Genomic DNA, 13807 nt, shown 5'->3' on the forward strand with positions numbered 1-13807 from the left:
GCGGCGCTACCGGCCGAGCACTGCGCCACACGTCGAGCGGCCCGCTACAGGCCGAGCGCTGCACCACACGCCGAGCACTGCGCCACACACCGAGCGCTGCGCCACAGGTTGAGCGCTCCGCAGCACGCCGCGCGCTCCGCTACAGGTTGAGCGCTTCGCAACACGCCGCGCGCTGCGCTACAGGTTGAGCGCTCCGCAACACGCCGAGCGCGGCGCTACAGGCTGAGGGTGGCGCGGAGGCGGGCGTCGAGGGATTCGCATTCGGCGGCGGTGAGTTCGCCGAGGTGCTCGGCGAGCCAGGGGCGGTAGGCGCGGTGTAGTTCGAGGGTGTCGGCCCAACCGTGTTCGGTGTGGGTGGCGAGCACGTGGCCGGGGTCGGCCTCGCGGAGCGGGACGACGTGCAGCCAGCGGTACGGAGAGGTGATCACCGCGGAATCGGAGACCAGCACCACCGTCATGCGTCTGGGCAGCGGGGTGCCGTCGCTGAGCGCGGGAGAGTAACGCCAGATCTGTCCGCGCCTCATGCCGCGCCGCGGGCGTCGGCTTCGGCGGCCTCGGTGACGTGCACGTCGTCGTAGGCGGCGGCGCGTTCGGCTTCCTCGTCGACGGCGAGCTTGGCCAGGCTGTCGTGCACGAGCGCGGACCGCAGCGAGGCGTTGATCACCGAGGACAGGCTGCGTTTCTGCTGGTCGGCCGCCTGTTTCGCCCACTCGGCCACCTGCGGGTCCAGCGTCACCGTGACACGCGTCGCCTTGCTCATACTCACATGCATACCAGATCGATGCACTCGGCGCGGGCGCTCGATCGGCTATCGTCGGACCCGTGGCCAGCAAGTCGGCGGCGTCGGCCATCGAATTGGATGTCGGCGACCGCACAGTCCGCATCAGCAACCCGGACCGGGTCTATTTCCCGGAGTCCGGTGCGACGAAGCTCGACCTGGTGCAGTACTACCTGAGCGTCGGTGACGGCATCGTCCGCGCGCTGCGTGATCGGCCGTGCATGCTGCACCGGTTCCCGAAGGGACTGTCCGGGGACAAGGTGCACCAGAAGCGGTTGCCCGCGGGTGCGCCGGACTGGATTCCCACGGTGCGCGTCTTCTTCCCCCGGTACGGCAGGCATGCCGACGAACTGTGCGTGCACGAATTGGCCGATGTCATCTGGGCGGTGCAGATGTCGACCGTGGAGTTCCATCCGTGGAACTCGCGCGCGGCCGATACCGAGAGCCCGGACGAATGGCGCATCGACCTGGATCCGATGCCGGACTGCCCGTGGTCGCGGGTGCAGCGGGTGGCGGGCGTCGTGCACGAGGTGCTCGACGAACTGGGCGCGGTCGGCTGGCCGAAAACCTCCGGCGGCAAGGGTTTACACGTCTACGTGCGGATCGCGCCGCAGTGGGGTTTCCAGGATGTGCGGCGTGCCGCGCTCGCCTTCGCCCGCGAGGTCGAGCGCCGCGCACCCGACGACGTCACCACCACCTGGTGGCGCAAGGACCGCGATCCCGCGATGCTGTTCGTCGACTACAACCAGAACGCCCGCGACCACACCATCGCCGCCGCCTACTCGGTGCGCGGCGTGCCGGCGGGCACCGTCTCCACCCCGGTCCGCTGGGGCGAGATTCCCGATATCGATCCACGGGACTTCACCATGCAGACCGTCCCCGCTCGTTTCGCCGAACTCGGCGATCTGCACGCGGGCATCGATGACGCGGTCTTCGAGATCGACCGGCTGCTCGAGTGGGCCGACCGCGACGAGGTCGACGCCGACCTGGAGCAGGAAACCGACCTCGACCAGGAGTGACCCGAGCCCGTCTGGCCAGCGGTGATAACGTCGCTGGGGCACTGATCGACGGTGCCGCGCGAATCCGTCGCACTGCTTCGAAGGAGGTCCATTTCCGTGCACCGACCGGCAGCAGCGATAGCGATCGGACCCGCCGACCCACCGCCCGCGCTGTTGGCGAAGGCGGTGGTGGAGGCCGGCGCACAGGTGACCGATCCGGCCGAGGCTCGCGGGTTGATCTGGGCGGGCACGCCGGGACAGTTCCCCGACGAGCTGCCCGCCTCGGTCGAATGGGTGCAGCTGCCCGCGGCGGGTGTCGAGCAATGGTTCGACGCGGGCATCATCGCGAACCATCCGAAGGTTCGATTCACTTCCGCCGCAGGCGCTTTCGCGGCCAGCGTGGCCGAGCACGCGCTGATGCTACTGCTCGCCGGAGTGCGTTACCTGCCCGAGCAACTGCGCGCGGCGAGCTGGCGGCAGCAGGACTTCGTCCCGCATATCGGGTCGCTGCGCGGCAAAACCGTCACCATCGTCGGCGCGGGCGGCATCGGCCGCGCGCTGATCCCGATGCTGATCCCGTTGGGCGCGCACGTGATCGCGGTGAACCGCTCCGGCAAGCCGGTCACCGGCCCCGGCATCCCGGACACGATCGAGACGATCTCCACCGATCAGCTCTCCCGGGTGTGGGCGCGCACCGACCACGTGGTCGTCGCCGCGCCGGCCACGCCCGCGACCACCCACCTCATCGACGCCGACGTGCTGGCTCGACTGAAACCGTCGTCGTGGATCGTCAACATCGCTCGCGGCAGCCTGATCGACACCGACGCGCTGGTCACCGCGCTGGCCTCCGGGGCGATCGCCGGCGCCGGGCTCGACGTCACCGATCCGGAACCCCTGCCGGACGGGCATCCGCTCTGGGTACTGCCGAATGCCATTGTCACACCACATGATTCGAATCCGCCGCAATTGCGGCTAGCTGCCTTCGCCGACCATGTCGGCGCGAACGTGCGCCGGTTCGTCGCGGGCGAGGAACTGCTCGCGCCGATCGATCCGGAACGCGGTTACTAGCCCCCGTACGTATGCCGAGTGGCTCGGCATACGTATAGGAGCGCGAAAAGTACTTATCGATGACTGATTCGGGGCACCCCCCTGCGGCCATAACGTAGTTCCTGTCAGCACAGCGACAGCGAAACCGCAGATCACAGCCCCGAAGGAGCTCATCATGGACACCATCGTCGCCCAGTACCTGGAAGCCTGGAACACCACCGACGCCGCAGCGCGCAAGGCCGCAGTGGCCCGGGTGTTCACCGAGACCGCGGGCTACACCGACCCCCTGATGTCGGTCACCGGCCACGACGCCATCGACGCCGGAATCGCCGCCGCGCAAGCACAATTCCCCGGCTGGACGTTCCGGCTGGCCGGTCCGGTGGACGCGCACCACGACCAGGTCCGGTTCACCTGGGAACTCGGCCCGGCCGACGCGGCCGCCGTCGTCGTCGGCTTCGATGTGGCCGTGCTCGAGCAGGGCAAGATCGCCAACGTGTACGGCTTCCTGGACCGCGTCCCCGCGACTGCCTGATCTAAACCCTCTCTCCCCCAAACTGATTCACCGAAGGATGGCACCGCCATGACCACCACCGCCCCGTCCTACCTGTCCTCCGTGCTCGCCCCCGGCCCGAAGCTGCTCCGTCTCTCGCTCCGCTTGGACGCGGTGGTCACCGGCGTCAACGGCCTGGCTTATCTCGCTCTCGCCAAGCCGCTGGAGTCGCTGCTCGGCCTGAACACCGAGATCGGCATCCCGATCGGCGCCTTCCTCACGCTGTACGGTCTCGCGGTGGCGGTCATCGGCACCCGGTCCACGATCAGCACCGGCGCCACCCGCGCCGTGATCGCGGCCAATTCGGCCTGGGTCGTCGTCAGCCTCGCGGCACTGCTCGAAGGCGCCCTGGACCTGAACACGGTCGGCTCGGTGTGGGCGGTCATGCAGGCGGTGACCGTCGGCGGTTTCGCCGCCCTCCAGTACCTGGGTCTGCGCAAAGCGTCCTGAACCAGCCGAAACCGACCGGGGTACCAGCAGACCTGCTGGTACCCCGGTTGTTTTTGCAGGTCAAGGCCACCTGTAAGCAGCCTGCAACAAATGTGCCATTGACAACTGGCACATTCATGGATGATTCTGGGCACATGACAAGGTCAACGAGGACCTCGGTTCCCGGCGTACCCACGGCACCATCCGTGCAGGCGACGCTCGCCGCGACGGCCACCCGCTTCGGCCTGCGGCAGCTCAACTGCGCGGTGCCGATGAACGCGCCGGGAGTCTGGTTCGCCCGCAAGCTCGTCGCCACGTTCATGGCCGTCGGGGGTCCGGTGCCGAACGGTACGCAGGTCACACCGGTACGGGCCGGCGCGGTGCGCGGGGAATGGGTCCGCGCCGCCGGTGTGTCGTTCGGCCCGCGCGCGCTCTACTACCTGCACGGCAGCGCCTACGTGATCTGCTCCGCCCGCACCCACCGCGCGCTCGCCGCGCACCTGTCCCGCAAGACCGGCCTGCCCGTCTTCGTCGTCGACTATCGGCTCGCCCCCGAGCATCGTTTCCCGGCGGCGGCCGACGACGTCGAGGCAGGCTACAACTGGCTGCTCGAACAAGGCTATGCCCCGGAAAACCTTGTGCTCGCCGGTGATTCGGCGGGCGGGCACCTCGCGCTCGACCTGCTCGTGGAGAACGGCCGTCGCGGCATGGCCACCCCGGCCGGTGTCGCGTTGTTCTCGCCTCTACTCGATCTCACCCTCGGTCTCGCCGCCGAACAGGAACGGCAGCAACCGGATCCGCTCATCACCGCCGCGGCGGCGAGCCGGATGCCCGCCATGTACACCCGCGGCCTGCCCGCCGACGCACCACGGGTGCGGCTGAGCATCCCCGACGGCCTCGCATTGCCGCCGATGCTGGTGCAGGTCGGCGGCGCCGAAATGCTGCGCGCCGACGCACGGGCGCTGTGCGCGATGGTGCGCGCCGCGGGCGGCAGCGCCGATCTAGAGGTCTGGCCGGGCCAGATGCACGTCTTCCAGGCGTTGCCGCTGCTGGTGCCCGAGGCCGACCGAGCCCTGACGCGCGCGGCCGACTTCCTGTCCGCCGCACTGGCCTCCCATCCCGTCTCGGAAAAGGTGAGCTGACATGTTCGGACTGGAAAATCTACTGCCCCTTGGTCATCGACCGCGGCGCAGCTACGGCGCGCGAGCGGTGGTGACCGGCGCGGGCAGCGGCATCGGCCGGGCCTTCGCGGTGGAAATCGCCAATCGCGGCGGCCACGTGATCTGCGCCGATATCGACGAGGGGCGGGCCGACGAGACCGTCGCCCTGATCGAGCGCAAGTTCCCCGGCGCCGCGCACGCGTTCCGCTGCGATGTCGCGCAGCGCGAGGACGTGGAAAACCTTGCGCGCTTTGCCGAATCACTGTTCGAGCGTCCGGTCACCCTGGTGATCAACAACGCCGGCGTCGGCATCGGCGGAACCCGGGTCGGCCAGGTCGGATTCGACGACTGGGAATGGGCCCTCGGCATCAATCTGTGGGGCGTGGTGCACGGCTGTGAGGTGTTCACGCCGAAGCTGCGCGCCGCTCGCCGCGGCGGCATCATCAACGTCGCGTCCGCGGCGGCCTTCACCGCCGCGCCCTCGATGGCCGTGTACAACGTGTCGAAGGCGGGCGTGCTCGCGCTGTCGGAAACGATGGCGGCCGAGCTGAGCGGCACCGGCGTCGCACTCACCGTGCTGTGTCCGACGTTCGTGAAAACCAATGTGGCCAAGGACGGCCGGATCACCCAGCAGTCCGCGCGGCTGGCCGACACCTTGATGCGCTGGACCGGGTTTTCCCCCGAGACGGTCGCCCGCAACACCCTCGACGCGCACGATCGCGGACAGCTCTACGTGCTGCCGCAATTGGACGCGCACGTCATCTGGCGGCTCAAGCGCTACTTCCCCGCCCAGTACACCTATGTTCTCGGCCTCCTGGATCGCGTACTGCCCCAGGACAACTCCCCCGCCACCGACCACGCTTCGGTCACCGACAAGACAGGAGTCTGACATGGCCATCGCAATGGACTTCGACGACATGCTCACCAAGATCAAGAACCGGCAGTGGGCGCTGGCCGATATCGACTGGGACGCACCGGGCGCCGAGACGATCTCGCCCGAACTGCACGCCCGGCTCAAGCCGTTCATGGCCGACCTGATGTGGATCGAGAATGTCGGTGCGCGCGGTTTCGCCGCCATGGCGAAGAAGGCGCCCACCGAGACGCTGCGCGAGATCTACCGGTACTTCCACGCCGAGGAGCAGCGTCACGCCAATGCCGAGCTGGCGCTGATGCGGCGCTGGAACATGCTCGAGGGCGACGAGATCCCGCAGCCGAACGTGAACGTCAAGCTGGTGATCGACTTCCTGGACAAGTACGCCGACGACATGTCGCTGTCGTTCCTCGGCACCGTGATCCCGATGCTCGAGGTCGCACTCGACGGCGCGCTGGTCAAGTTCATCATGGACGAGATCGAGGACCCGGTCTGCCAGGAAGCCTTCAAGAAGATCAACAACGACGAATCCCGGCATCTGGCCGTCGATTTCGCGGTGATGGACCTGCTCGGCCACTCCCAGGCCCGCAAGCTGTTCATCGACCTGGTCGGCGGCTGGATGAAGCCCTCGCTGATCATCGGCGTACTGAGCTACGTGCCGCTGCTGAACAAGATGCGCGACAACATCGTCGAGATGGGCGTCGACGAGGAGAAGCTGTACGCCGCGCTGAAGCGCTACGCCAACGTCGGCGAGCGCAGCGAATTCGCGCGCCGACTGCCGATGTACCAGATCGTGAAGATGCACGGCGGCTGGGTGATCGACCGCGGCCACCCATACCACCTGTTCGCCGACGCACTGGTGAAGATCACCGCGCGGGTGCCCAAGGCCCTGCTGCGCCGCGACCCGACCTGGGTCAAGGAAGTCACCTACGAGCCGGCGGCCTGACGGGATGGCTATGACGAACAAGACCCTGGGGACGAACGAGACCCTGGACGTCGCGATCATCGGTGGCGGATTCGCCGGTATCGGTGCCGCGATTCGGTTGAAGCAGAAGGGCATCGACGACTTCGCCATCTTCGAGCGGGGCGAATCCATCGGTGGCACCTGGCGCGACAACACCTATCCCGGTGCGGCGTGCGATATTCCGTCCCGGCTGTACTCCTACAGCTTCGCGCCGAATCCGAACTGGTCGCACACCTATTCGGGCAGCAACGAGATCCTCGGCTACATCGAGACGATGGTGGCGGAGTTCGGGCTCGCGCCGCATCTGCGGTTCGGCCACAACGTGACCGGCATCGTCTTCGACGAAGCGGCCGGGCGGTGGGAGATCTCGATCGAGGGCCGCGCCGACACCGTGCTCGCCCGCACCGTGGTGCTCGCCTCGGGTCCGCTGGCCAACGCCAGCTTCCCGAACATTCGCGGCATCGAAAACTATGCCGGGCACAAGATCCACAGCGCCCGGTGGGATCACGACTACGACTTCACCGGTAAGAAGGTCGCTGTCGTCGGCACCGGAGCCAGTGCGGTGCAGATCATTCCTGAGCTGGTGGACAAGGCCGCCTCGGTCAAGGTCTTCCAGCGCACGCCGGGATGGGTGCTGCCACGGGTGAACCGGCGGACCAACGCGGTCACCAGGGAGCTCTACCGCCGGGTGCCCGCCGCCGAGCAGCTGGCCCGGCAGGCCTGGTTCTACGGGCACGAATCGGTCGCGCTCGGCGTGGTCTGGAACACCCCGCTCACCCGGGTGGTCGAGCTGGTCGGCAAAGCCCAATTACGCAGGCAGGTCAAGGATCCGTGGCTGCGCAGGCAGCTCACGCCGGATTTCCGGGCGGGCTGCAAGCGGTTGCTGATGACCGACGACTACTACCCCGCGCTGCAACGGGACAACTGCAAGCTGATCACCTGGCCCATCGCCACCCTGTCCGAACGCGGTATCCGCACCGCGGAAGGCATTGAGCACCAGGCGGATTGCATCGTCTTCGCGACCGGCTTCGATGTGTCCAAGACCGGCACGCCGATCCCGGTGGTCGGCCGCGACGGACGGGTGCTCGCCGACGAATGGTCGCGCGGCGCCTACGCGTTCAAGAGCGTCGCGGTGTCCGGGTATCCGAACATGTTCCTCACGTTCGGGCCGAACTCCGGGCCGGGCCACAATTCGGCGCTGGTGTACATGGAGGCCCAGATCGACTACCTGGTGCAGGGCATCGACACCATCCTGAAGCAGGATCTGCGCGTCCTCGATGTCCGCAAGGACCGGCAGGACCGCTACAACGAGGGCATGCAGCGCCGCCTCACCGGCACCACCTGGAACTCGGGCTGCAAGAGCTGGTATCTCACCGAGGACGGTTTCAACGCCACGATGTACCCGGGCTTCGCCTCCCAGTACGTCAACCAGCTGCGCACCGTCGACCTCGCCGACTACACGGTGGTGCCGTCGGCCGGTCAGGTGCGCAAGACGCGGATCGCGGCGGTTTCGTAGGTGATCGGTGCCGGAGGCGGGGGCGATAGACTCGGCTCCGGCACCGTGGCGGGCGAGGAGGTGAAGTCGATGGAGTACCGGATCGATGACCTCGCGCGCGCCGCGGGCACCACCACCCGCAACGTGCGCGCTTATCAGGAGCGTGGCCTGCTGCCCCCGCCGATCGGCAAGGACGGCCGGGCCAGCATCTACGACAACTCACACCTGGAGCGATTGCGGCTGATCGACGCGCTGTTGCAGCGCGGGTTCACCACCGCGCACATCGGTGATTTCATCACCAGCTGGGAGACCGGCAAGGACCTCACCGAGGTGCTCGGCCTGCAACACGCCGTGACCGCCTCGTGGTCGAAGGACGAGACGTTCGAGGTGCCCCGGGAGCTGATCGGCACCATTCTCGGCGCCGAGGCCGATGAGCTGGTGGACCGGCTGCGCGAGATGAAGCTGGTACGGCTCGAGGGCGACACCGTGGTGTTCACCGACACGCAGCTGCTCACCTCGTTCGCCGAACTGCACGAGTACGGGCTGGAACTGCGCACCCTCATCGAGATCTACGCCAAGGTGGCCGACCGGATCGATGACATCACCCACATCATGATCACGGCCGCCAAACAGCACATCATCGATGAGCACGGCCCCGGCTGGCTGCCCGACACCAGCAGCGAGATCGCCGACACCACAACGATGTTGAGCAAGATGCGGGAGCTGGCCGTCGCCTCGGTGCACGCCACGCTCGCCCGCTCGCTGGACGTGACCCTGCGCCGGGAACTCGGCGACTACCTGGCCACCGCGGCCGAACGCGAACGCGCCCGCACCGATCCCGCCTAAGTCGCAGTCTGGCAGCGCCAGTTACCGACGATGCATCAATAATTTCAACCAGGCTGCAATTATTGCAGACCTGAAGATATTATTGACGCATGACCGATCAGCGCCTCGTCGCCCTAGCCGACTTGGCTGAGGAACAATGGGGCCTGCTCACCACCGGTCAGGCCACGACCATCAACGTCAGCCCGCTGATGCTCAAGCGCTACGCCGACCGCAATCTCCTCGTCAGACTGCGCCACGGTGTCTACCGACTCTCCGGGGCTCCTGAAACCCCCTTCGAATCCCTGCGCGCCGAATGGCTCGCCCTCGAACCCAAACGCACCGCCGCCGACCGGCTCCACGACCCCGTACCCGTGGGTGTTGTTTCCCACCGTTCGGCCGCGGTTCTGCAAGACCTTGGCGACGTCGACGCCGATATCCATCAATTCACCGTCCCGAAACGGCGCACGACGCGCAGTCCCGATATCGCCTTCCACGTTGCCGCACTCACCCCCGACGACTGGCACCGCATCGACGGACTCCCCGTAACCCGCCCCCTGCGCACTGTCATCGATCTCGCCGCCACCCACATCGACGGTGGACATCTAGCTCGCGTCGTGCGCGACGCCATCCTCACCGGCGACACCAACACCACCCAGGTGGCCGCGAAATTGCGCCCCTACGCCCACCACTACGGCCTGCCCGCGGGCGACGGCACCAGCCTCGTCCGCGACTTCATTCGCCAGGCCGGCATCCCTGCCTCCGCCATCGACATGGCCGCAATCGCCGCCACGTTGCCCGCGCTCGAACTAGGCCAGGTCGATTTCCGCACCACGACAGGCAAACTCGATCTAGACACAATGGTTCCCGTCGTACTGCGCGAAGCAGCGTTGAGCGTTCTGACCTCCACCCCCGAGTGGGCCGAGCTACTCGCCGACGTCCGAAACATCGTCGCCGAAAACCTCGGACTACCACCGAAGCTCATCGAGAAGCCCGGCCACCAGCGCGTCGACCTCGACGAATCCGTCGACGACGCGACTTCCACTGCCATCGACGAGGAGTGATCATCCCGAATCAGCCACGCCGATCAGTATCGGCCTTCCGCATGTCGATCAACGCCAAGGCGAAACAGCTTGCGCGCGCGACTGGCCGGCCAGTCGCGCAAATCCACCGAGAGTTCTACCTGATCCGGTTCCTCGGCCGCGTCTTCGCCGACCCCGACAGTCCCTGGGTACTCAAAGGCGGCAGTGGCCTGCTGGTACGCCTCGCAGACGATGCCCGATTCAGCCGCGATATCGACATTCTGCGCACCGACATCGACGCCGACCGAGCCGTCACCGAACTCCAGCAACTCTGTTCAGCGCCCAGCGAGCTCGATCCGTTCACCTTCGAAGTGCGTCGCGGCAAGAACGACCCTGCCACCACACACAGCGCACAGCTGGACACCAGGGTCTACTACGGTGCTATCGACCTCCATCACTTCCCCATCGACCTCTCGATCAGACAAACCCTGGCTTCTGATATCGACCACGTCGAGCCCGCCACACTCCTCGATCTCGCCGACTTCGGCCACCTGCCACCGTTCCGCTGCCTGTCGCTGGCGGACCAAATCGCCGACAAGATCGCCGCTATGTACGAAGCCCACGGACCCGAGGCAACACCCTCCACCCGCTGGCACGATCTGGTCGACCTACTGCTCATCATCGGCCGATTCCCCGTTGATGCCACCAAAACTCAGCGGGCACTGCAGATTCAACAACAACGACGTGACACGCTGGAGCTGCCCCCAGCCATCACCCGTCCGGGGCCCGCGTGGGAGATCGGCTATCCGAAGGTCGCTGCCGAGACCTCTCTGCCCCCGCGACTGCATCATCTCGACACCGCGCTGAACAGCCTTTCGCGCTTCGCCGACCCGCTCCTCGATCTCACAGTCACTGTAGGCACCTGGAATCCCACCGCGACACGATGGGACACACCGTAACCCAGCGAAATCGGCGGCGGCATTGGTAACTGCTGTCGAACATGCCTACCGCTTCATCACAGACGAAGTGAGATGACCTTGCGCGGCGGGCCGGGAAATGGCCGAAACCAGCGGCTGATGAGTGCTGAAGCGCGCGCTCGGTCCGTACCGTGGTGGCCATGCACGTCGCGCTGTTCACCGACTTCCATCCCGACACCATGGGCGGAATCCAGACCTCGGTGCACGCCCAGCGGCGGGGGCTCGAACGCCTCGGCCATCGCGTCACCCTGTTCTGCGCGCCGCTGCCCGGCGCCGCGGACACCGACCCCGATGTGGTGGTGCTGTCCGCGCTGGGCGGTGTCGTGGTGAACGGGTTCGCGATGGTGCTGCCGACCAGCGCGAACGCCCGCTTGATCGACGCGGTGTTCGCCGAGCGGGGCCCGGTCGACGTCGTGCACACCCAGACCACCTACGGCGTCGCCATCGCCGGGTTGCGAGCCGCCCGCAGGCACGGCCTTCCGGTGGTGCACACCGTGCACAGCCGCGACGACGTGTTCATCCAGCACACCTCCCCCGCCCCCTACCTGGCCGCGCTGACCATGCGCGCGCTGCACGGCCGTTTCGTCACGCACCCCGAGCGGATGCCGCGCAACGACGAATCCCGGGCGGCCAGGCACGCCTGGCACACCATGGTCGGCCAAGCCCAGGCGGCGGATCGAGTGATCGTGCCGACCAACCATTTCGCCGAGCGTCTGCGCGCGCACGGGTTGGCTCGTCCGCTGCAGGTGATCTCCAACGGCATCGATGACGCGCTGCTCGATCGCGCACAGGCCGCCCGCTCGGCCGAAACATCCACTGCCGCAACCGGATCACTGCGGGTGCTGTGGTGTGCCCGGCTGTCCGCCGAGAAGCGGCTGCCGGCGGCGCTGGACGCGGTGGCCGCGGTGCCGAACTGCGAGTTCGACATCTACGGCTCGGGCGATCTCGCGGACCGGGCACGAGCGGTGATCGACGCGCGCGGACTCGGGGCACGGATCCGGTTGCACGGCGCGGTCGGCCAGGCCGAGTGTCTCGCCGCGATGGCAACCCACGACGTATTACTTTTTCCCTCTTCAGGTTTCGACACACAGGGCATGGCCTTGCTGGAGGCCGCGGCGATGCGGCTACCGGTGGTCTACTGCGATCCCGATCTGGCCGAGACCGTGCCCGAAGGCGGCGGGATCCGCACCGGCGATCCGTCGGTGGCCGCGATCGCGGCGACGCTGCGGGAATTGGCCGATGACCCCGATCTGCTGGCGCCGATGCGCAAGATCCTCACCGAGCACACCGAATCCGCGCGTCAGTCCCGGCTGACCGAGTCGATCCTGGAGGTGTATGCCGCTGCCACACAGCAGGTTCCGGATGTGCCCACCGCGCCGGGACGGCTGCCGCTGCTCGGTCACACCGCGATCGCGCTGCGCGACGGACTGCGCTTCGTCACCTCGCTGGCCGAACTCGGGCCGATCGTGCGGATCTATCTGGGCCCACGCCCGGCCTACCTGCTCACCACCCCGGAGCTGGTGCGCGCGGTGGGTTTCGGCGAGGCAGGGCACTTCCATCGCGAAGAGTTGCGCGAGGCGATCGACGAGGTCATCCGCGAGGCGTCCAATGTGCTCAGCGGCACACCGCACGAGCTGCGCCGCCGGTTGATCGCGCCCGCACTGCGGCAACGGCGTCTGAACGAATACGCCTTGGTCGCAGCGGATCTCGCGAATACCTGGTCGGCGTCGCTGCGTCCCGGTCAGCAACTCGAGCTGACCGACGAGGCGCATCGCGTGGTGCTCGACATCATCTCCTCGACCCTGTTCACCGCGGACTTCAGCGCACGAGCCAAATGCGAAGTGCAGCAGAGCATCCCGTGGCTGCTCGGTCAGGTGATCCAGCGGGCCGCACTGCCGCCGCCGGTGCGCCGGATGCGGGCGCTGGCGAACCGCCGCTTCGCGCGCACGGCGCACCGGCTGCGCACCCAGATCGGTGCGGTGGTCGCCGAATACCGCCGTGCCGACCGTGATTTCCACGATGTGCTCTCGGAGTTGGTCCGCCATCGCGACCCGGAGACCGGCGTCCGGCTCTCCGACGAGGAGATCATCGACGAGTTGCTGCTGATGCTCGCCGCCGGCGTCGGCTCGACCGCGTCGATCCTCGGCTGGGTGTGGCACGAGATCATGCGCCAACCCCGGATCGCCGACGAAATACGCCGGGAGCTGGACGATTTCGTGGGCGCCGGGCCGGTCACCGCCGAGCACGTCACGCGACTGCCCTACCTGCGCTCGGTCATCCAGGAGACGCTGCGCTTCTGGGGCCCGTGGGTCAGCACGCAGACCGCGGACGGTCCCGTCACGTTGGGCGACACGATCCTGCCCGACGGCGCGACGGTGGTGTTCAGCCCGTATCTGATCCACCACAATCCGCACTACTACCCCGACCCGGAAACCTTCGACCCCGACCGCTGGTTCCCCGACCGAGTCGAGGAGATCGACAAGAAGGCGATCCTGCCGTTCGGCGTCGGCAACCGGCACTGCCCCGGCAGCAACTTCGCCCTGATGACCATCACCCTGGCCACCGCCGCCCTCTTCGCTCGCTGGCAGCCGGTCCCAGACCCGCTCTACCAGGTCACCGCGTCGAACCGTGATTTCGTGCCCGCACCGTCCCGGATCCCGGCGGTCTTGCATCTCGCTCCGTAACCGATGAGAT

The 13807-nt window shown here is 67.4% G+C and carries 14 protein-coding genes; 12 read left to right on the forward strand and 2 right to left on the reverse strand.

The annotated features are described in order from the left end of the window. Positions 1–215: 215 nt before the first annotated feature. Together NVU01S_RS05540 and NVU01S_RS05545 are read right to left on the reverse strand one after the other, a co-directional pair. Positions 216–524, reverse strand: a complete 309-nt coding sequence (locus NVU01S_RS05540; protein ID WP_029899785.1) for a hypothetical protein — start codon at positions 522–524, stop codon at positions 216–218. Beyond that, a complete protein-coding gene (locus tag NVU01S_RS05545) occupies positions 521–760 on the reverse strand; it encodes a DUF6364 family protein (protein ID WP_014982656.1) in 240 nt (79 codons plus the stop codon). The genes NVU01S_RS05540 and NVU01S_RS05545 overlap by 4 nt, the downstream gene beginning before the upstream one ends. Positions 761–822: 62 nt before the next feature. Between NVU01S_RS05545 and ligD the strand changes: the two genes are divergently transcribed. From ligD to NVU01S_RS05605, 12 genes are all read left to right on the forward strand, one after another. Then, entirely contained in the window at positions 823–1797 is a 975-nt protein-coding gene (gene ligD, locus NVU01S_RS05550) for a non-homologous end-joining DNA ligase (RefSeq protein WP_043673009.1), read from the forward strand. Between the two features lie 96 nt (positions 1798–1893). After that, positions 1894–2844 carry a D-isomer specific 2-hydroxyacid dehydrogenase family protein gene (locus NVU01S_RS05555; protein ID WP_043673006.1) on the forward strand — a complete coding sequence of 317 codons (951 nt, stop codon included), beginning with the start codon at positions 1894–1896 and terminating at the stop codon, positions 2842–2844. Positions 2845–2998: 154 nt separating this feature from the next. Then, the gene (locus tag NVU01S_RS05560; protein ID WP_043673002.1) at positions 2999–3355 is read left to right on the forward strand and encodes a nuclear transport factor 2 family protein; all 357 of its coding nucleotides are present in this window, start codon (positions 2999–3001) and stop codon (positions 3353–3355) included. 48 nt (positions 3356–3403) lie between these two features. Further along, positions 3404–3823 (forward strand): hypothetical protein, encoded by a 420-nt coding sequence (locus NVU01S_RS05565; protein ID WP_043672999.1) that lies wholly within the window; start codon positions 3404–3406, stop codon positions 3821–3823. Positions 3824–3957: 134 nt separating this feature from the next. Then, complete coding sequence (locus NVU01S_RS05570) at positions 3958–4944, forward strand: alpha/beta hydrolase (RefSeq protein ID WP_043672996.1); 987 nt, start codon at positions 3958–3960, stop codon at positions 4942–4944. A 1-nt stretch (position 4945) separates the two neighbouring features. After that, the gene (locus NVU01S_RS05575) at positions 4946–5851 is read left to right on the forward strand and encodes an SDR family NAD(P)-dependent oxidoreductase (protein WP_043672994.1); all 906 of its coding nucleotides are present in this window, start codon (positions 4946–4948) and stop codon (positions 5849–5851) included. Between the two features lie 7 nt (positions 5852–5858). Further along, positions 5859–6779, forward strand: coding sequence for a reductase (locus tag NVU01S_RS05580; RefSeq protein ID WP_043673125.1), 921 nt, complete (start codon positions 5859–5861; stop codon positions 6777–6779). Positions 6780–6789: 10 nt separating this feature from the next. Further along, positions 6790–8313, forward strand: coding sequence for a flavin-containing monooxygenase (locus tag NVU01S_RS05585; RefSeq protein WP_043672991.1), 1524 nt, complete (start codon positions 6790–6792; stop codon positions 8311–8313). Continuing rightward, positions 8314–9138: a MerR family transcriptional regulator gene (locus tag NVU01S_RS05590; RefSeq protein WP_244467311.1), complete on the forward strand. Its 825-nt coding sequence runs from the start codon at positions 8314–8316 to the stop codon at positions 9136–9138. An 89-nt stretch (positions 9139–9227) separates the two neighbouring features. Then, complete coding sequence (locus NVU01S_RS05595) at positions 9228–10178, forward strand: type IV toxin-antitoxin system AbiEi family antitoxin domain-containing protein (protein WP_063775983.1); 951 nt, start codon at positions 9228–9230, stop codon at positions 10176–10178. Between the two features lie 41 nt (positions 10179–10219). After that, a complete protein-coding gene (locus tag NVU01S_RS05600; RefSeq protein WP_043672988.1) occupies positions 10220–11095 on the forward strand; it encodes a nucleotidyl transferase AbiEii/AbiGii toxin family protein in 876 nt (291 codons plus the stop codon). Positions 11096–11253: 158 nt separating this feature from the next. Beyond that, the gene (locus NVU01S_RS05605; RefSeq protein WP_043672985.1) at positions 11254–13797 is read left to right on the forward strand and encodes a cytochrome P450; all 2544 of its coding nucleotides are present in this window, start codon (positions 11254–11256) and stop codon (positions 13795–13797) included. Positions 13798–13807: the final 10 nt, after the last annotated feature.

Source organism: Nocardia vulneris, assembly GCF_001613425.1.
GTDB classification, from domain to species: Bacteria; Actinomycetota; Actinomycetes; order Mycobacteriales; family Mycobacteriaceae; genus Nocardia; species Nocardia vulneris.

What these genes read in the sequence shown, in the direction of transcription:
- NVU01S_RS05540 (WP_029899785.1), bottom strand. Translation starts at nt 524, where the DNA reads ATGAGGCGCGGACAGATCTGGCGTTACTCTCCCGCGCTCAGCGACGGC.
- NVU01S_RS05545 (WP_014982656.1), bottom strand. Translation starts at nt 760, where the DNA reads ATGAGCAAGGCGACGCGTGTCACGGTGACGCTGGACCCGCAGGTGGCC.
- NVU01S_RS05560 (WP_043673002.1), top strand. Translation starts at nt 2,999, where the DNA reads ATGGACACCATCGTCGCCCAGTACCTGGAAGCCTGGAACACCACCGAC.
- NVU01S_RS05565 (WP_043672999.1), top strand. Translation starts at nt 3,404, where the DNA reads ATGACCACCACCGCCCCGTCCTACCTGTCCTCCGTGCTCGCCCCCGGC.
- NVU01S_RS05570 (WP_043672996.1), top strand. Translation starts at nt 3,958, where the DNA reads ATGACAAGGTCAACGAGGACCTCGGTTCCCGGCGTACCCACGGCACCA.
- NVU01S_RS05575 (WP_043672994.1), top strand. Translation starts at nt 4,946, where the DNA reads ATGTTCGGACTGGAAAATCTACTGCCCCTTGGTCATCGACCGCGGCGC.
- NVU01S_RS05585 (WP_043672991.1), top strand. Translation starts at nt 6,790, where the DNA reads ATGACGAACAAGACCCTGGGGACGAACGAGACCCTGGACGTCGCGATC.
- NVU01S_RS05595 (WP_063775983.1), top strand. Translation starts at nt 9,228, where the DNA reads ATGACCGATCAGCGCCTCGTCGCCCTAGCCGACTTGGCTGAGGAACAA.
- NVU01S_RS05600 (WP_043672988.1), top strand. Translation starts at nt 10,220, where the DNA reads ATGTCGATCAACGCCAAGGCGAAACAGCTTGCGCGCGCGACTGGCCGG.
- NVU01S_RS05605 (WP_043672985.1), top strand. Translation starts at nt 11,254, where the DNA reads ATGCACGTCGCGCTGTTCACCGACTTCCATCCCGACACCATGGGCGGA.